Source organism: Pseudomonas sp. SWRI68 (assembly GCF_014269165.1).
GTDB lineage: Bacteria > Pseudomonadota > Gammaproteobacteria > Pseudomonadales > Pseudomonadaceae > Aquipseudomonas > Aquipseudomonas capeferrum.
The window spans coordinates 66,889-84,810 of sequence record NZ_JABWRU010000010.1; the positions used below are offsets into that span (position 1 = coordinate 66,889).

20 protein-coding genes are annotated in these 17,922 nt (G+C 63.2%); 15 read left to right on the plus strand and 5 right to left on the minus strand.

Features of this window, described 5'->3' with window-relative positions:
- The first annotated feature begins 136 nt into the window (after positions 1-136).
- On the plus strand, positions 137-1,732 hold the full coding sequence (locus tag HU770_RS16235) for a sensor domain-containing diguanylate cyclase (protein ID WP_186664245.1): 1,596 nt from the start codon (positions 137-139) through the stop codon (positions 1,730-1,732).
- Here HU770_RS16235 and HU770_RS16240 read toward each other — a convergent pair.
- Complete coding sequence (locus HU770_RS16240; protein ID WP_047583150.1) at positions 1,710-2,597, minus strand: MerR family transcriptional regulator; 888 nt, start codon at positions 2,595-2,597, stop codon at positions 1,710-1,712. The genes HU770_RS16235 and HU770_RS16240 overlap by 23 nt on opposite strands.
- Before the next feature lie 154 nt (positions 2,598-2,751).
- Here HU770_RS16240 and HU770_RS16245 point away from each other — a divergent pair, with 154 nt between their 5' ends.
- The 7 genes from HU770_RS16245 (at position 2,752) to HU770_RS16275 (ending at position 8,266) form a co-directional block, all read left to right on the plus strand.
- Positions 2,752-3,198 carry a PAS domain S-box protein gene (locus tag HU770_RS16245; protein WP_186664247.1) on the plus strand — a complete coding sequence of 149 codons (447 nt, stop codon included), beginning with the start codon at positions 2,752-2,754 and terminating at the stop codon, positions 3,196-3,198.
- A 105-nt stretch (positions 3,199-3,303) separates the two neighbouring features.
- Positions 3,304-3,726: a nuclear transport factor 2 family protein gene (locus HU770_RS16250; protein WP_186656007.1), complete on the plus strand. Its 423-nt coding sequence runs from the start codon at positions 3,304-3,306 to the stop codon at positions 3,724-3,726.
- Positions 3,723-4,475, plus strand: a complete 753-nt coding sequence (locus HU770_RS16255) for an SDR family NAD(P)-dependent oxidoreductase (protein ID WP_186656022.1) — start codon at positions 3,723-3,725, stop codon at positions 4,473-4,475. Before HU770_RS16250 ends, HU770_RS16255 begins: the two co-directional genes overlap by 4 nt.
- A gap of 6 nt (positions 4,476-4,481) precedes the next feature.
- Positions 4,482-5,729: an FAD-dependent oxidoreductase gene (locus HU770_RS16260; RefSeq protein ID WP_186664249.1), complete on the plus strand. Its 1,248-nt coding sequence runs from the start codon at positions 4,482-4,484 to the stop codon at positions 5,727-5,729.
- Positions 5,726-6,535 (plus strand): DUF1365 family protein, encoded by an 810-nt coding sequence (locus HU770_RS16265; protein WP_186656042.1) that lies wholly within the window; start codon positions 5,726-5,728, stop codon positions 6,533-6,535. Before HU770_RS16260 ends, HU770_RS16265 begins: the two co-directional genes overlap by 4 nt.
- Positions 6,510-7,772 carry a cyclopropane-fatty-acyl-phospholipid synthase family protein gene (locus HU770_RS16270; protein ID WP_186664251.1) on the plus strand — a complete coding sequence of 421 codons (1,263 nt, stop codon included), beginning with the start codon at positions 6,510-6,512 and terminating at the stop codon, positions 7,770-7,772. The genes HU770_RS16265 and HU770_RS16270 overlap by 26 nt, the downstream gene beginning before the upstream one ends.
- Positions 7,772-8,266, plus strand: a complete 495-nt coding sequence (locus HU770_RS16275) for a DUF2878 domain-containing protein (RefSeq protein ID WP_186664253.1) — start codon at positions 7,772-7,774, stop codon at positions 8,264-8,266. The genes HU770_RS16270 and HU770_RS16275 overlap by 1 nt, the downstream gene beginning before the upstream one ends.
- Before the next feature lie 21 nt (positions 8,267-8,287).
- On the opposite strand, the gene HU770_RS16280 is transcribed toward HU770_RS16275, so the two are convergent.
- On the minus strand, positions 8,288-8,824 hold the full coding sequence (locus HU770_RS16280; RefSeq protein ID WP_186656058.1) for a DUF3833 domain-containing protein: 537 nt from the start codon (positions 8,822-8,824) through the stop codon (positions 8,288-8,290).
- A 247-nt stretch (positions 8,825-9,071) separates the two neighbouring features.
- Between HU770_RS16280 and HU770_RS16285 the strand changes: the two genes are divergently transcribed.
- From HU770_RS16285 to HU770_RS16310, 6 genes are all read left to right on the plus strand, one after another.
- Entirely contained in the window at positions 9,072-9,563 is a 492-nt protein-coding gene (locus HU770_RS16285; RefSeq protein ID WP_186664255.1) for a DUF1543 domain-containing protein, read from the plus strand.
- 313 nt (positions 9,564-9,876) lie between these two features.
- Positions 9,877-10,923, plus strand: coding sequence for a diguanylate cyclase (locus tag HU770_RS16290; protein ID WP_346014129.1), 1,047 nt, complete (start codon positions 9,877-9,879; stop codon positions 10,921-10,923).
- A 364-nt stretch (positions 10,924-11,287) separates the two neighbouring features.
- Entirely contained in the window at positions 11,288-12,697 is a 1,410-nt protein-coding gene (locus HU770_RS16295; protein WP_186656069.1) for a circularly permuted type 2 ATP-grasp protein, read from the plus strand.
- Between the two features lie 3 nt (positions 12,698-12,700).
- Positions 12,701-13,651 (plus strand): alpha-E domain-containing protein, encoded by a 951-nt coding sequence (locus tag HU770_RS16300; protein ID WP_033698461.1) that lies wholly within the window; start codon positions 12,701-12,703, stop codon positions 13,649-13,651.
- The gene (locus HU770_RS16305; RefSeq protein ID WP_033698462.1) at positions 13,648-14,427 is read left to right on the plus strand and encodes a transglutaminase family protein; all 780 of its coding nucleotides are present in this window, start codon (positions 13,648-13,650) and stop codon (positions 14,425-14,427) included. Before HU770_RS16300 ends, HU770_RS16305 begins: the two co-directional genes overlap by 4 nt.
- A 77-nt stretch (positions 14,428-14,504) precedes the next feature.
- A complete protein-coding gene (locus HU770_RS16310) occupies positions 14,505-15,242 on the plus strand; it encodes a proteasome-type protease (RefSeq protein ID WP_186664259.1) in 738 nt (245 codons plus the stop codon).
- A 47-nt stretch (positions 15,243-15,289) separates the two neighbouring features.
- On the opposite strand, the gene HU770_RS16315 is transcribed toward HU770_RS16310, so the two are convergent.
- The 3 genes from HU770_RS16315 to HU770_RS16325 all read right to left on the minus strand — a co-directional run bounded on the left by HU770_RS16315 (position 15,290) and on the right by HU770_RS16325 (position 17,178).
- Positions 15,290-16,000, minus strand: a complete 711-nt coding sequence (locus tag HU770_RS16315; RefSeq protein WP_186664261.1) for an anti-sigma factor — start codon at positions 15,998-16,000, stop codon at positions 15,290-15,292.
- Positions 15,997-16,542, minus strand: coding sequence for a sigma-70 family RNA polymerase sigma factor (locus HU770_RS16320; protein WP_033698465.1), 546 nt, complete (start codon positions 16,540-16,542; stop codon positions 15,997-15,999). The genes HU770_RS16315 and HU770_RS16320 overlap by 4 nt, the downstream gene beginning before the upstream one ends.
- Before the next feature lie 102 nt (positions 16,543-16,644).
- Positions 16,645-17,178 (minus strand): DUF3455 domain-containing protein, encoded by a 534-nt coding sequence (locus HU770_RS16325; RefSeq protein WP_186656079.1) that lies wholly within the window; start codon positions 17,176-17,178, stop codon positions 16,645-16,647.
- Between the two features lie 187 nt (positions 17,179-17,365).
- Between HU770_RS16325 and HU770_RS16330 the strand changes: the two genes are divergently transcribed.
- Entirely contained in the window at positions 17,366-17,905 is a 540-nt protein-coding gene (locus tag HU770_RS16330) for a type 1 glutamine amidotransferase domain-containing protein (RefSeq protein WP_186664263.1), read from the plus strand.
- Positions 17,906-17,922 lie beyond the last annotated feature (17 nt).

Here is a 17,922-nt window from a genome sequence, read left to right on the forward strand (position 1 = left end):
ATTAATTGCAAGGAGATGTTCGGTAAGGCCTGTGAGGCGTATGGGGAAGGGGGGCCTGGCTTGGTTTCGGTGCACAACCCGATTCCTGTCTAAGCTTCTGCCAGCATTTCCAGCAGTTGAGGCTTACGACGTACTCATGGGCAACATTCTGTCATCACATATCGGCCTGCGTGGCCTGATTTTGAGCTTTGTTCTACTTGCCGTGCTGGGCACCCTGTGCAATGGACTGATCACGGCCTACGGCGTGCAACGCGATGCTTTGGTCCACTCGGCGCTAGAAGCCAACCGTGCCTATGCCTTCAAGGTGGCCTCCAGCATCGATGGGTTCCTGTACTCGGTCAATGAACGCCTGAAATACAGCAGCCAGCGCCTGGGCCGCGACATTGCCAACCCAGCCTTGCTGGAGGAGGAAGCACTTCGCTTGCAGGCCCAGGACTCGGAACTGAACAGCGTGCTGATCACCGACCCTGCAGGCAAGATCCTGCAGGCATACCCGCCCGGGGTGCAGATCGGTTCGACGGTGGCGTCTACTGAGTTGCACGCAGCACTCAAACAACGGCAGCCCTTGGTCAGCCAGGCATTCACCGCGGCCAACGGCAAGCTCATCGTCTTCGTGTCGCAGCCGATCTTCAGCCCGGCCGGCCAGTTTCTCGGACTGGTGGGCGGTTCGGTGTACCTGCAGCAGCGTGGCGTGATGCATTCGCTGATTGGCGAACATCACCTCGATGGCACCTTCGCCTTCGTCGCCGACGGCAACCGCCGCTTGCTTTACCACCCCGACCAACAGCGCATCGGTGAAGTGCTCGGCTGGAGCGAGACGGTGGACATCGCCCTGCACGGTGAAAACGGCACCCTGGAGACCGTCAACTACCGAGGGGTACCGATGCTCGCCGGGTTTGCCCATGTACAAGGCTCCAACTGGGCTGTGGTGGTGCAACAACCGCGGGCACAGGCACTGGCGCCATTGGCCAAGCTGATGCGCGACATGCTGATCAAGATCATCCCGGCCGGGGTGGTCGGTTTTGCTCTGATACTGCTCGGCGTAATGCTGATCACCCGCCCGTTACGTGCGCTGGCCGGCCATGCCATCGACCTTTCGGCGCCCAATGCAACGGCAGAACTGTCCGCGATCAATGCCTGGTACGCAGAGGCTGCGGCGATCCGCCAGGCACTGGTGATGCAGGCGCAACACCTGCAACAGAAGATCGGCACCTTGAACGCCGCCGCCGAAACCGACCTCTTGACCGGCCTGGGCAACCGGCGCGCGATGAAGGCGGCACTCGAGGCCCTGGATGCATCGCAGCAGGCTTATGCGGTACTGGCGTTGGATATCTACCACTTCAAGCGGGTAAACGACACCTTCGGCCATGATGTCGGCGACCTGGCCCTGCAGCAGGTGGCGCAGGTGATCCGTGACTGTACCCGTGCAGGGGACCTGCCCTGCAGGGCCGGCGGCGAAGAGTTCTGCCTGCTGCTGCCGAACACCGGGCCGAGTACTGCGAAAGAGGTCGCCGAGCGTATTCGCTCGACGCTGAGCGCCACGCCCATGAAGCAGGTCGGCACGCTGACGCTATCTATCGGTGTGGCTTACCGCAGTACAGAGACCCCCACCGCCGCAGCCATCCTCAAGCGTGCCGACGAGCGCCTGTACCTGGCCAAGGAAAATGGGCGTAACCGTGTGGTAGCTGAAGATCGCGTGCCTTCCTGGGTCAGAAATCCAGGGTGCCGCTGAGCAAGGCGTTGAGTTTGCCCGCGACGTCGGCGCCTTGCTCGTCCAGCAGGCACAACGCAATGCCTTGCAACGCCGCCTGAGAGCCCGCCAGGCCTGCGCCTATCAGCGCCAGCGGGCAGGCAATTTCCATCTGCAACGCGCGCAGGCGCCTGGCCAACACCGGGCCAACCGGTGCCTGCAGCGCAATCACCAATGCCGCCGGCTGCATCGCCGCACACAACAGGGGCAGCTCTTCCAGCGGTTGCCCGCAGCCGAGCACCTCGATGCGTTGTTGCTCGCCGCTCAACAGCAGCCCGGCACACAACACTTGCAGTTCGGCTTGCCCTTCGGTGCCCGCCAGCAGTACGCGCGGCGCATCGGGCTGGTTCATCTGCAGGCGCAGCAGCAAGCGGGCGCGCAGGAACGTATCGAGAAACAGCCATTGGCTACGCTGGCCGAACGCACTGCCTGAAGCCAACTCATGCCACACCGGCATCAGCACTTCACGCAGTACAGTGGCCTTGGGCATGAGTGTGAACAACTGGCCATGGATCCCTTCCAGCGCCTGCGCATCGAATGCCTGGGTTGCGCGCACTACGGCGGCGCGCCAATCGTCAAAGGCCGAATGCGGCTGCACAGACGCCTCAGGCTGGCCTACGAGCATGTCACCGACCTTGCTGATGGGCAGGCCGTTGGAGGTCCAGCGCAAGATGTCACGTATACGCTGCACATCCCGGGCCGTGTACAGGCGATGGCCGCCTTCGGTGCGCTGCGGGCGGATCAGCCCGTGGCGCCGCTCCCAGGCACGCAAGGTCACCGGATTGATGCCGGTCAGGCTGACCACGTCGCGCATGGGTAGCAAATCGGGTGGGGTGGCGTCTGTCATGGCGAGTGGGCTTCCGGGGGGTGCCCTATTCTAAACCCATCTGCACCTTCTGCGGCGAGCAACCTTGGTTCATCATACAGCACACGGCGCCGAAGCCTTCTGCACAGAGGCTACGCTGCGCATATCGCATACGAGATTTCTGTGGGTGGGCCCTATGATCAACGCAAAACTCCTGCAACTGATGGTCGAGCATTCCAACGATGGCGTCGTCGTCGCCGAGCAGGAGGGCAATGACAGCATCCTTATCTACGTCAACCCGGCCTTCGAGCGCCTGACCGGCTACAGCGCCGACGACATCCTCTACCAGGACTGCCGCTTTCTTCAGGGCGAGGATCATGACCAGGTGGCCATCGCCACCATCCGCAAGGCAATCCGCGAAGGTCGCCCCTGCTGCCAGGTACTGCGCAACTACCGCAAGGACGGCAGCCTGTTCTGGAACGAGTTGTCCATCACGCCCGTGCACAACGAAGCGGACCAGCTGACGTACTACATCGGCATTCAGCGCGATGTCACAGCGCAGGTATTCGCCGAGGAGAAGGTTCGCGAGCTGGAGGCGGAAGTGGCTGAATTGCGCCGGCAACTGGGCCAGGCCAAGGGCTGACCCAAAAAACCTATACACGATCGTTAATTTGTATAGATTAAGACCTAGACTTCAGCTATACCTGTACAACAAAGCATAGTTGTACAGGATTGACTGGAGCCCAGCATGTCAGCGTACCTACAGCAATTCGCCGAGCGCTTCGCCAGCCTCGATGGGGGTAACCTCGACACGCTGGCAAAACTGTACAGCGAAGAGGTCACCTTTCGCGATCCCCTGCATCAGATACAGGGGCTGCCGGCCCTGCGGGCCTACTTCGAGCAGCTGTACGCCAACGCCCACGATATCCGCTATGCCTTCACCAGCGCCGACGAGGTGAGGCCCGGGCAGGGTTACCTGCGCTGGACCCTGCAGTTTTGCCACCCACGCCTGGCCCGCGGCCAGCAGATCACCTTGCAAGGCTGCAGCTGCTTGCATTGGCACGACCGCGTGCATTTTCACCAGGACTATTTCGACGCCGGCGCCCTGCTGTATGAACACCTTCCGGTCATGGGCAGTGCTATTCGCTGGCTCAAAGGCAGGCTGGCATGAGCCGCTGCTGGCTGACCGGCGCAAGCAGCGGTATCGGTGCCGCACTCGCGCAGATACTGCTGGAGCAAGGCCACCAGGTTGCCCTGGGGGGGCGCCACGCGGAGCGCCTTGCCCCCTTGGCTGAACGGTTCCCCGGGCAGGTATTGCTGGCCATTGGCGATATTGACGACCCGCAGCAGGTGGCCGTTATCGCTGCCCGCATCGAGCAGGCCTGGGGCGGGCTGGACATGGCCATTCTCAATGCAGGCACCTGCGAATACCTGGAGCCGGGCCATTTTGATCCGGCCTTGGTCGAACGTGTGCTGCGCACCAACGTGCTGGGTGCCAGCTACTGCCTGGCGGCGGCACTGCCCTTGCTTCGCGCCGGCCAACGTCCCCACCTGGTGGTGATGGGCAGTTCGGTGAGCTGGCTGGCCTTGCCTCGCGCTGGCGCCTACGGCGCGTCCAAGGCTGCGGTGCGTTACCTGGTGGAGTCACTGCGCATCGACCTCGCACACGAGGGCATCGCGGTCACCCTGGTCAGCCCCGGCTTCGTCGACACGCCATTGACCCGGCGCAACGATTTCCCCATGCCGCAGCTGTGGCCCGCGCAGCGCGCAGCCCAGCATATCGCCAGGCGCCTGCAGCGCCGCCCGCTGGAAATCAATTTCCCCGGCTTTTTTACCTGGGCGTTGCGCCTGCTCGGGGCGCTGCCCGCGCGCCTGCGCCTGGCACTGGGCCAACGCCTTGCCCGTCATGAACAGGAATGATGATCCATGCGTATAGCAATCATCGGCAGTGGCATCGCGGGGCTGACCTGCGCCCATCTGCTGTCACGCAAGCACGAAGTGACGGTTTTCGAGGCCGAGCAATGGGTCGGGGGGCACACGCATACCTTCGATGTGATCTGGCAAGGTGAGCGCCATGCAATAGACACCGGTTTCATCGTCTTCAACGACTGGACCTACCCGCACTTCATCCGGTTGCTCGACCAGCTCAAGGTCGCCTCGCAGCCGACCGAGATGAGTTTCTCGGTGCATGACCCGATCAGCGGCCTGGAATACAACGGTCATGACCTGAACACACTGTTCGCCCAACGACGCAACCTGGTGTCCCCAGGGTTCTGGGGGATGCTACGGGATATTCTGCGTTTCAACCGCCAGGCAGTCGCCGACCTCGACGCCCAGCGCATCGACGCCAATACCACCCTGGGCACCTACCTTCAGGCGCACCGCTATGGGCGGCGGTTCATCGACCACTACATCGTGCCAATGGGGTCGGCCATCTGGTCGATGTCCCGCGCAGACATGCTCGGCTTCCCCCTTGAATTCTTCGTGCGCTTTTGTCGCAACCATGGCTTGCTGTCGGTCACCCAACGGCCGCAGTGGCGGGTGATCAAAGGGGGTTCGCGCGGCTATGTTGCGCCGCTGTGCCGACCGTTTGCCGAACGCATCCGCCTCAACTGCAAGGTTTACCGGGTCAGCCGCGACGAAGGTGGCGTCACCCTGGTCAGCGCTGCCGGCAGCGAACGCTTCGACAATGTGGTGTTCGCCTGCCACAGCGACCAGGCCCTGGCGCTGCTGGACACCCCAAGCCCACAGGAGCGCGCCGTGCTCGGCGCCATCGGCTACGCCAGCAACGACGTGGTGCTGCACACCGATACCCGTCTGCTGCCACGCCGCCGGCGCGCCTGGGCCAGCTGGAACTACCGCCTGGGCGGCCCAGCGCAGGCCCCCGCGGCGCTGACCTACAACATGAACCTGCTGCAAGGCATCAAGGCGCCGACCACCTTCTGCGTGAGCCTCAACCAGACCGCGCAGGTAGACCCGGCGCAGATCATCGCCCGCTTCCAGTACGCCCACCCGCAGTACAGCCTTGCGGCCTCCGCCGCGCAGGCGTGCCAGGCGCAGTTGCAGGGCCAGCAACACAGTTACTTCTGTGGCGCCTACTGGGGTAATGGTTTTCACGAAGACGGGGTAGTCAGCGCGCTGAAAGTGGCCGCGCACTTTGGAGAGCAGCTGTGAACAGCAGCCTTTGCCTGGGCTGGGTCAGCCACCGGCGCCTGACGCCGCGGCGCCACGCGTTCCGTTACCGGATCGGCATGTTCTACCTGGACCTGGACGAGCAAACCTGGCTGCTGAAACTGTCTCTCTGGCTGGGGCGCTGGCGCCTGGCACCGCTGTGTTGGCGCGAGACCGACTACCTGCCCGCGCTGACCCGCCAAGGCGAGCCGTTGGCCCAAGCCGCACGCTTGCTGGTCCACCAGGCGACAGGGCATATGCCCGAAGGCCCGGTGCGCCTGCTCACGCAACTGCGTTGCTGGGGGCTGTCGTTCAACCCGGTGAGCTTCTACTTCTGCCATGACCGCGACGGGCGCCTGGCGGCGATTCTGCTGGAGGTGCGCAACACGCCGTGGCGTGAACGCTTTCACTACGTGCTGCCGGTGCAGGGCAACCTTGCCAAGCACTTCACCGTAGCCAAGGCCTTCCATGTGTCGCCGTTCATGCCCCTGGACATGGACTATCACCTGCGCTTCAGCCTGGACGCGGCGCATGTACGCATTCACATGCAGAACTGGCAAGGCGGCCGCAAGGTGTTCGAGGCCGACCTCACCTTGCAGCGCCAGCCACTGGATGCACCCGCGCTGCGCCGCTACGTGCTGACCTTTCCCTGGATGAGCCTGCACACCGTTCTGGCCATCTACTGGCAAGCGCTGCGCCTGTTGTTCAAACGCACCCCCGTCCATGACCACACCACCCGCCAGGGTGACCTGGCGCTCGGCCAACCTTGCGAGGACCCTGAACATGTCGAATCCCACCCTGAGCGTTAGCAAGTTCGCCGGCCTTGCGCCCTTGCTCGGCGGGCTGGCACGAAGCGCCGTGCTGGCCCAGATGGGCAAACTGCGCCACGGCCACCTGCGTCTGCTCAGCCACGGGCAGCAGTGGAGCTTCGGGGATGCCGAAAGCCTGCTCCAGGCCGAGGTGGAGATCCTCGATGACGCCACTTGGAGCCTGATCGCCGGTAATGGCTCGATCGGCGCGGGCGAAGCCTACATCCATGGCTACTGGCGAAGCCCCGACCTGGCACTGGTTACGCGCTTGTTCGTCGCCAACCTGGAAGTGCTCGATGCGCTCGAAGGTGGCCTGGCCCGCTTCGGCCGCCCTGCCCTGCGCCTGCTGCACCGGCTCAACCGCAACAGCAGGCGCGGCGCCCGGCGCAACATTCTGGCGCACTACGACCTGGGCAATGCCCTGTTCGAGCGGCTACTGGACCCGACCATGATGTATTCTGCCGCCCAGTTCGAGTACCCCGGGCAAACCCTGGAGCACGCCCAGTTGCACAAGCTGGAGCGCATCTGCCAGAAACTCGAACTGCGCGCTGACGATCACCTGCTGGAGATTGGTTGCGGCTGGGGCAGCCTGGCAATCCACGCTGCCACTCGGTACGGCTGCCGGGTCACCACCACGACACTCTCCGAAGCGCAGTACACCCATACCTTGCAGCGCGTTCAGGCCCAGGGGCTGGCGCAGCGCGTGACGGTGCTGCGCGAAGACTACCGCGACCTGCAAGGCAGCTTCGACAAATTGGTATCGATCGAGATGATCGAGGCTGTCGGGCACCGTTACCTGCCGGTGTACTTCCGTCAGTGCGCCTCGCTGCTCAAGCCCGAAGGCCTGATGCTGTTGCAAGCGATCACCATCCGCGACCAGCGCTATGCCCAGGCACGGCGCTCGGTAGACTTTATCCAGCGCTACATCTTCCCCGGTGGCGCCCTGCCCTCGCTGAGCGTGATGCTGGACACCGCCAGCCGGCAGACTGCACTCAACCTTGTGCACCTGGAGGATTTTGGCCTGGACTATGCCCACACCTTGCAGCATTGGCGCGAAAACCTGCGCCAGGCGCGCACAGCGCTGATGGACCTGGGCTACGACGACATGTTCCAGCGCCTGTGGGAGTTCTACCTGTGTTATTGCCAAGGCGGCTTCGAGGAGCGCGCCATCGGTGTCGCGCACCTGCTGTGGGCGGCCCCCCAGGCACGGCGCGCCCCCTGGCCTGGCAGTGCGTGATGCGCAGCTGCTGGCTGGTCGCCAATGCGCTCTGGTTACAGGCCGGCTGGTGGGCCTGCGTGCTGGGCGCGCAACGCCCTTGGTTGCTGCTGCTGGTGCCTGTGGGCCTGGCCGTGCACCTGCGCCTGTGCCCGAACTTCAACGCCGAGGGCAAGGCACTGTGGCGCGTTGCATTGGCCGGCTGCCTGCTCGATAGCGTGTTGGGGGTAATGGGCGTGTTCGGTTTCGACGCCTGGCCACTGCCGCTGTGGCTGGCACTGCTGTGGTGGGTGCTGGCCAGCGGCATGCGCCACAGCCTGGCATGGGCCGGCAAGCGCTACTGGTTCGGCGCGTTGCTGGGCGCATTCGGCGGCCCGTTGGCGTATGTCGGCGGCGCCAGGCTGGCGGATGTCGCCTTGCCTTTGGGCACGATGGAAACCGGCCTGTTATTGATGCCGGTGTGGGCGTTGGCCCTGCCACTGCTTTCGCGTCTCGCGGCGTCGCCCTCACGTTGAGCGGGGCAAGCGCGCTCAGCCTCAGGGCGTGCCCGCTGGCAAGCGGCGGAAGAACAGGGTGATCTGGCCGACTTCCACGCCCAGTTTGCTCATGCTCGTGCGGTTGATCAGCGTGTCTTCATCCATGAGGTACATCCAGTCGTCCATGTCCACCTGCCAGTGCCGCCCGTCGACCGGCAGGTCAAGCTGGTAACGCCAACGCAGCGCATTCCCCGCCACTTCGCCACGCGCCTCACCGATCACGTCCCCCGCTGTCCCGCGCCAGCGGCCAGGGCCATCCGGCACCAGTGTCCAGGTACGCTGCTGGCGCGTGCCATCGCTGTAGAGAAAATGCTCGTCGAGGATCAGCCGCTCACCTTCGCGGCGGCTGTCGATGCGCACGTGGAAGCGCTTCACCACTTCGCCGGAACGCTTCTGGAACATCCCCCAGGCCTGCACCGGGCGCGAGAAGAACGCCGCCAGGTCCAGCGTCGGTTGCGCCTGGGCATAGTGCTCGACACCGACATTGCCACAGCTTCCCAGAAGCAGACAGGCAACCAGCAACAGCGCTTTGTACATGTTCAGCTACCTCGGTCGTTGCCCGCTGCCAGCCCGAGGAGGCGCTGACGCAGTTGCGGGTCCCTGGACTGCGGATCGAGCCAGAGGGCGAAGAACGCCCAGCAGGCCTCGACACCTGGAAAAATACTATACAATACTAGCTTATTGCATAGATATTAGATGGATTTGTACAGATTTCTCCACACTCCACACGCGCCCTGCAAATCCCGCAAAATACGCCGTCTACTGCCCCCTGAAGGAATTGCTCATGCTGTACGTAGTCATGCTCGGTGGCCGCCACCCACGGGCCAGTATCGAGGTACACGACGTGCTGTTCGCACAGGCCGATTCACTGGAGCAGGCATACCCGCAACTGCGCCAGGACTGGTTCGGCAGCCGTGCGGGCCTGCACATCGACTCATGGCTGGAAGTCGACGGCATCGATCGCTACCGTGTCGCGTTCAGCCCGCTGGCGCCAGGCGCGGATGACCCACGGCTGTTCTTCATCAACCTGGGTGGCTACGAGCCCAACGTGTTTGGCGAGGCGCACCGCTACCTGCTGGTGGTGGCCAGGGACAAGGCCCAAGCCAAACAACTGGGCAAGCAACGCTTGCAGTCGGGCTGGCTCAAACCGCATACCGATGCAGTACTGGAAGTAGACGACTGCCTGCCCGTCGACCGGGTGGGCGGGCGTTATGTGCACTTGATCGAAGGTGCCCATGGCGGGCTGCGTCAATACAGCGACTACATCCTGCTCTGAGATTCAAACACCGTCTCACCGGCGGGGATCAGCCCGCACTGACACCCGCGTGCCTGGCTTTCGGATTGTCATGAAACAGGCTATGTTCGACGAAACTCGACTGCGCGTCGCCAGCACCGACTTCGATCAAGGGAAACCTCATGCAGCAACGTGAACTGCTGACAACCGTTGCAGGTGCCTGCGAAGTGCCGCAACGCGCTACCGTTCAAGCGTGGCGGCGGCAGCCATGACAGGCCTTGATCCTCGCGATGAGATAGCGCACTCGGTAAGGACGGACCGCCTGAAACAGCTGTTCGTCCAGTCAGCGCCCGCTGTGCTGGGCAGCTACTTGGCAGCCATCATGTTGTGCTGGCTGGGCTGGGAGCGTTTCGACCAGCCAAAGGTGGTCGCCTGGATGGCCGTACTCAGCCTTTCGACGGCCCTGCGTACCGCCATGTTCATCACCTACCTGCGCGCTCCCGCCAGCCAGCGCACGGCTGAACGCTGGGAGTGGCGCTACTGGGCCACGCTGGTACTGTCGGCGGCGACCTGGGGCTTGGGTGCATTGGCTGTGATGCCGGCCGACGACCTGCTGGGGCAGACATTGATCATGCTGTTTGCCGTGGGCATGTCGGTCAGCGCCGTGTCGTGTTACTCGTCATACCGCAACATGACCGTGGTATCGATCGCCCTGGTGCTGCTGCCCTGTACCGGTTGGCTGGTGGTGCAGCCTTCCGCGCTGCAGCAGGGGATCGCACTGGCGGTACTGGTGTTCGCATCGTTCGTCGTCAACGCGACGCAAAGCCTGTCCTCAGCCCTGTTGACCGCGTGGCGCCTGAAACACGAAATGGAACACGCTCACCGGCTTGCCATGGTGGCTTCGTGCACGGACGAACTGACCGGGCTGAACAACCGACGTGCCTTTTTCGACTCTGCATCGGTGCAGCACGCCCGCTGCAGGGAGGGGTGTAACTTCGTGGCCGTGCTGATGCTGGACGTCGATCATTTCAAGCAGATCAACGATACGGCCGGGCACGCGGCGGGCGACCAGGTGCTGCAGCGGATCGGTGCCGTGATCAGCGCCAGCCTGCGGGATGACGACATAGCCGGCAGGCTGGGCGGCGAGGAGTTCGCCATCCTGCTGCCCGATACGCCCCTGCACACCGCCACCGAGATCGCCGAGCGCCTGCGGGCCCTGATAGCCAAACTGAACGTCAACGTCGAACACCCGGTGACCGCAAGCATAGGCCTGGCGTTCGCAACAGCCCCCGCGAGTGAACTCGGTGCGTTGCTCAGTAGCGCAGACAAAGCCATGTACCACGCCAAGGCATCCGGCCGTAACCGAGTGACGGTCGTCGACCAGATGCACGCCGCCGTCTGACAAGAGGCAAGCCTGCCCAGATTTGGTTCAACCCTGCCATCACGCCAAACCTTGCACTCAATTGATGCAAGGCAGCCGCGCGCTCGGCATGCGCCCCTACATCCAGGTGCCATAAACCCCCGCCAATTCGGCTGATACCGTCGCGTTTCTGCTACTAAACCGCGCACATCTGCTTTTTTAGCGCCATTTTCCCTCCCGATTCATCCGCCCTGCCCGTTCCGGCATTGTCATTGCAAAGCGAGTTCACCCCTTAACCCGAGGCGATCCATAAAAACCGCATCCACAAGTAAATGCAGTACCGCACCCCGTTGTGAATGGATGAATGTGCAACATCACTGCCGACGAGTCGTGGCAAGGAGTGGGTATGTCCCGGGCTTTTTTCAATGAAATGTATGAGGCAAACGGAAGTTGCCGCCCGCACTATCAGGAGTTCGCCCGCTGGCTAGCGAACACGCCGCTGGCATTGTTGGAGCAGCGGCGGCACGAAGCCGACCTGCTGTTTCATCGGGCCGGCATCACCTTCACCCTGTACGGTGACCAGCAAGACACCGAGCGGTTGATCCCCTTCGATATCATCCCGCGCAGCATCCGCGCCAGCGAATGGCGCATCGTCGAACGCGGGTGTATCCAGCGCGTCCAGGCGCTGAACCTGTTCCTGCAGGACATCTACCACGAACAGCGCATTCTCAAGGCCGGCATCATTCCGCCCGAGCAGGTACTGGCCAACGAGGGCTACCAGGTCGCCATGCAGGGCCTGAATCTGCACCGTGGGCTGTACGCCCATATCGCCGGCGTCGACCTGGTGCGTGACAGTGATGGTACGTATTACGTACTGGAAGACAACCTGCGCACGCCCAGCGGCGTTAGCTACATGCTCGAAGACCGCAAGATGATGATGCGCCTGTTCCCCGAGCTGTTCGCCGCCCAGCGCATCGCACCCATCGACCACTACCCCAACCTGCTGCTGGACACACTCAAGAGTGCCAGCCCGCTGGACAACCCGACCGCCGTGGTGCTCACTCCGGGGCGTTTCAACAGCGCCTACTTCGAGCATGCGTTCCTGGCCCGGGAGATGGGCATCGAGCTGGTCGAAGGCGCCGACTTGTTCGTGCGCAACGACCATCTCTATATGCGTACCACCGCCGGCCCACAGCAGGTGGATGTGATTTACCGCCGCCTGGACGACGAATACCTCGACCCGCTGTCGTTCAACCCTGACTCGATGCTGGGCGTACCGGGGCTGATCTCGGTGTACCGGGCTGGCAACGTGGTGCTGGCCAACGCGGTGGGCACCGGCGTTGCCGACGACAAGTCGATCTACCCCTATGTCGACGAGATGATCCGCTTTTACCTGAGCGAGGAGCCGATCCTGAAGAACGTGCCCACTTGGCAATGCCGCAAGCCAAAGGACCTTTCCCACGTCCTGGCCCACCTCCCCGAGCTGGTGGTCAAGGAAACCCAAGGCTCCGGCGGCTATGGCATGTTGGTCGGCCCTGCCGCCACAGCGGCGCAGATCGAAGACTTTCGCGCCCGCATCAAGGCGCGCCCGCACGCCTACATCGCGCAGCCCACGCTGTGCCTGTCCACCTGCCCGACCTTCGTCGAAAGCGGCATTGCGCCGCGCCACATCGACCTGCGTCCGTTTGTGCTGTCAGGCAGTGAAACCCGCCTGGTGCCCGGTGGCCTGACCCGCGTTGCGCTGCAAGAAGGCTCGCTGGTGGTCAACTCGTCGCAAGGCGGCGGTACCAAGGACACCTGGGTGGTGGAGGACTGACCCATGCTTTCGAGAACCGCTTCCGATCTGTACTGGATGTCCCGCTACCTGGAACGCGCCGAAAACCTCGCACGCATGCTCGAGGTCAGCTACTCGCTGTCGCTGATGCCGCAAGCCGGGCGTTCGGATGGCCACGCCGAGCTGGCCATGTCGCTGCTGGCGTCCGGTACGCTGGACGATTACATCCGCAAGCACACCGAGCTGGACCCCGAGCGCATGCTGCACTTCTTTGCGCTGGACGCGAGCAACCCCAGCAGCATCTATTGCTGCCTGCAAGCTGCCCGTACCAACGCCCATGCGGTACGTGGGCGGATCACCGCCGACATGTGGGAAAACATCAACGCCACCTGGATCGAAATGCGCAACATCGCCAGCAACGGCCTTGGGCGCTACGGCATCAGCCAGTTCTGCGACTGGGTCAAGGAACGCTCGCACCTGTTCCGTGGCGCGACCTCCGGCACCATCATGCGCAACGATGCCTACAGTTTCATTCGCCTGGGCACCTTCCTCGAGCGGGCAGACAACACCCTGCGCCTGCTCGATGCCCGTTATGAAATGTTCGGGGAAACCTCCGAGGAGGTCAGCGACGACTCTGCACGCGGTTATTACCAGTGGAGCGCCTTGTTGCGCGCCCTGACCGCCTACGAAGCCTTCAATGAAATCTACCGCAACGCGCCCAGCGCGCGACCGGTGTCGGAGCTTTTGCTGCTGCGCGTTGACGTGCCGCGTTCGCTGCATGCCTGCATTGATGAGCTCGACCAGATTCTTGCCGGCCTGCCTGGCAATACCGGCCGCGCCGCACAAAGGCTGGCCGCCGAACTCAACGCACGACTGCGCTACACCGCCATCGACGAGATTCTCGAAGCCGGGCTGCACCTGTGGCTGACCGACTTCATCGGCCGCATCCACCAACTGGGCCAGACCGTCCATAACGCCTATCTGGAGGTCATATGAAACTGTCCATCCGCCACGACACCACCTACAGCTACGCCAGTGACGTCTGCAACAGCATCCAGTTCCTGCGCCTGACACCGCGCAGCAGCGAGCGCCAGCGTATCCTCGACTGGCAATTGGACTTGCCCTGCAAGGTGAACAGCCAGATCGACCCCTATGGCAACATCCTGCACGTGCTGACCTTGGAAAAGCCCCATGGCCACCTGGCCCTGACGGCCAGCGGCCAGGTGGAAATCGACCCGGATTGCGAGCACGAGGCCGGCAGCCAGTCGCCCCTGCCGTTCCTGCGCAGCAGCCACCTCACCCAGGCCAGTGACGCGCTCAAGGCCTTCGCCACTCAACAGTGTGGCGAGCGCCGCGACCGGGCAGCGTTGACTGCGCTGATGCAAGGCCTGGCCGACCATATGCCCTACAGCCCAGGCGCGACCTCGGTGGGCACCACCGCCATCGAGTCGTTTGCCGGCGGTGCCGGGGTGTGCCAGGACCATACCCACGCGTTCCTGGCCTGCGCCCGCAGCCTGGGTATCCCCGCACGCTACGTGTCCGGCTACTTGTGTACCGAAGACGAAACCCACCTGGCCAGCCACGCCTGGGCTGAAGCCTGGATCGATGAAGCCTGGTACAGCTTCGACGTCACCAACCGCCTCACCCGGCCCGAGCGTCACCTTAAACTGGCCGTCGGGCTGGATTACCTCGATGCCTGTCCGGTCCGCGGCGTGCGCCGGGGTGGCGGCGTCGAATCCATGCAGGCAAGTGTTCAGGTGCATCGCCAGTAACCCCCTGGCGCAACACCAGCAGGCCCCGGCGTGCCGTGTGCGGCGGGGCCCTCCATTCAAAGCACAAGGTAAACAGCATGACCTACTGTGTCGCTATGCACGTGGCGGACGGGCTGGTATTCATCTGCGACTCACGCACCAATGCCGGCATCGACCAGATCTCCACGTTTCGCAAGTTGTTCATTTTCAGCGTGCCCGGCGAGCGGCTGATCGTCCTGCAGACCGCCGGCAACCTCGCCACCTCGCAATCGGTGGTCAACCTGCTCGAACAACGCAGCCGGGGGGGCGCCGGCACCCACTTGCTGAACGTCGCCACGCTCTACGATGCAACGGTGCTGGTGGCCGAAACCCTGCGCGAAGTGGTCGCCCGTGACCGCAGCAAGCTGACAGCCCAGATCGATCTGAGCGCCTCGTTCATGGTGGGCGGGCAGATCGCTGGCAGCCCTATGGGCATCTACAACGTCTATGCCCAGGGCAACTTCTTCCAGGCCACCCAAGACACCCCCTTCCTGCAATTGGGCGAGAGCAAGTACGGCAGGCCGATCCTGGACCGTAATCTCACCTACCACACGCCCTTGGACGAGGCGGTGCGCTGCGGCCTGATCTCATTCGACTCCACCATCCGCAGCAACCTGTCCGTGGGCATGCCCCTGGATCTGCTGGTGTATGGCAAAGACAGCTGCACAGCCAGGGAGCCGGTTCGCATTCATCATGACGACCCTTACTACAGCCAGATCCGCAAGCAATGGGGTGATGGCTTGAAAAACCTGCTGGCCGAACTCACGCCACCCCCACGGGATTTCATGGCCCAATGAGCGAGGTCGAAGCATGCCGTCGGCTGGCGACCGAGCAGCCTCCATGCTCAAATAACCTTCACCGCACGGCCTATGAACTTCACCGGCCCGGTCGGCCGCCCGGTGGGCGAGCCACCGGCTTTTTCAAGCGTCAGCTCGAACAGTTGGTCGGGTTCTAAAGGCGGCATGCTGCTGGCGGGGACGCGGTATTGCTCGCCTGGCTTGATCAGCCCCAGCGAAACGGGCGCGGGCCATTGCGAGCCCTTGGTCCAGAACTGCAGCGCCATGCCGTCAGGTACAGCGTCCTGGCCCAGGGGGATGAGCTCCAAGGCCCGCCCATCGCTTGCCTGCACCACCCATCCCGGCACCTGGTCCGTCGGTGCAACCAGCACCACCAGGTAGCGCGGCGACGGTGCCTGGCTGACCAGCAACAGAAACGTCAGCACCAGGCTCGCTGCGATGCCCACGGCACTCACCCCTTGCCACAGGCGAAGACGCTGCCACCACGCCACGGACGGTTTGGCAAACCACCCCGCGCGCTCGTCCAGGCTGCGCTCTATACGCCCCCATAAGCGGGGGCTGGGTGTCGAGGGTTGGGCAACACGGGTCAGGGCCAGCAGGCGTTCTTCCCACGCATCCACAGCCCGCTGCAGGCGCGGGTCATGCGCCATGCGCGCGGCCAGCGCCGCGCGCTGGTCGGCAGGCAGTGTGCCGAGTACGTACTCCCCTGCCAGCGCCTCCAGCGCGTCCTGGTCTTGATCGGCAGCATCCGCTTTCATCCCATGCACTCTCTGAGAGCCTTGAGGCTTCGCTTGATCCAGGCTTTGACGGTACCTAGTGGCGCGTCGAGCAGGCTAGCGATCTCGATGTGGCTGCACCCGTCCACATAAGCATGCAGGATGCACCGTTGAGGTGACGGCTGCAGTTGCTCCAGGCAGCGGTAGATCCTGCTCGAACCCGACCATGCCTCATCATCGGCACCCGGGAACACGGCGCCGATGGCGTCGATATCGCTTTCGTCAAAAGCGACTTCACAGCGCACGTCACGTATGTGATTCAACGCCAGGTGCCGGGTGATGCTGTAGATCCAACCCCGTGCCGAACCGCGCGCCGGGTCGAAACTCGCGGCGCGGGTCCAGATGCGGATGAAGGCATCGTGGACGATATCCTCGGCGGTTGCGTCATCCCTGGCGATGCGCCGCGTGACGCCCAGCAAGCGTGCGCCTTCATGGGTGTAGAGCGCCTGCAAGGCGCGCCGATCGCCTTGAGCGCACGCCGCCAGGCATGCCTGAAAATCGAAAGGGGTAACAGGCAGGTTCAACGTTCGATCACTCCTAGCATTACCGAGTGCAGCCCCAGCCTTGAGGCCAGGTCTGGCGGTAAGGGTAGATGATCAATCACCCGCCGGCTGCCACAACATCGATCATTTGGCGGCCCAGAACACGTAGTCAGCTTGGTACTTGACGATTTGTCGCTCGCCTTTGTTCTGCGCCATGCAGCCACTTTGCGGCGCAACGCCGCCACGGGTCGCAACGCGCTGGATGTAGCTGACGCCGTGCATGGCACCCGGGCCCTCGGCGGGGTTGGCCTTCACCAGTTGATACGGCAGCGCGGTCTTGTCCACGGGCGCCACAGCGAGCTGGGTCCCGGTGATTTTCGAACCGTCCTTGGCTTGCCAGGTGGCAGGCGGGCCGAAGTAGTCGCCCACTGCCTTGCCCGAACGGTCATTGAGCACCGCTTTCGGGCCTACGAATACCCACTCGGTCTGCCCCGGCATGCTGGCCTTGTCGCGGCATTCGTAGGTGATTTCGCCCACGCCCACGGTTTCCAGGACCACCTTGTGGCCTTCGGGCACCTTCACGGCATCAGGCAGGCCTTGTTGAGCGTGGGCTGTGTGTGAGGCCAGAACCAGGGCCAGGCCAGCGACGAGCGAGCAGGAAACGGATGTGAAGGTCATCGTGCAAACTCCTGATAGGGGGGGGTCGGGGCTGCAGCAAGGCGGCCCTGTCCTGATTACCCGCCACCGTCCTGTTTGGATGCACCCCTGTACAAAAAAATGTGAGGACGCTGACGCACAGCGTCGGAACTTTGCTTGCTTGTCGCAGGCCTTCTTTCTCAGGTGTATTGATAAAAGGAGATACCCGATGAGTGCGCAACTCAGTGGCAAGCGCGTGGCCTTTCTGGTCACCGATGGTTTCGAACAGGTGGAACTGACCGGTCCTCGTGATGCCTTGAAAGATAACGGCGCAGTGGTCGATATCCTGAGTGACACGCCAGGCACCGTTCGCGGCTGGAATCATGACAAGCCTGCCGACGAATTTACCGTGGATGCAACCTTCGACGATGCCCAGCTCGACCTCTACGATGCCCTTGTACTGCCTGGCGGCGTACAAAACTCCGACACCATTCGCCTGATAGCCGGCGCGCAGGAACTGGTAAAAGCCCACGATTCGGCCGGTAAACCATTAGCGGTGATCTGCCATGGTGCATGGCTACTGGTGTCCAGTGGCCTGGTCGAAGGCAAGCGGATGACCAGTTACAAGACACTGCAGGATGATATCCGCAACGCCGGCGGCACCTGGGTGGATGAACAGGTGGTGGTTGATGGCAACCTGATCAGCAGCCGCCAGCCAGATGATATTCCCGCGTTCAACCAGCAGTTGATCAGCGCCCTGGCAGGCTGAACCTGCCCCTTGCAGCC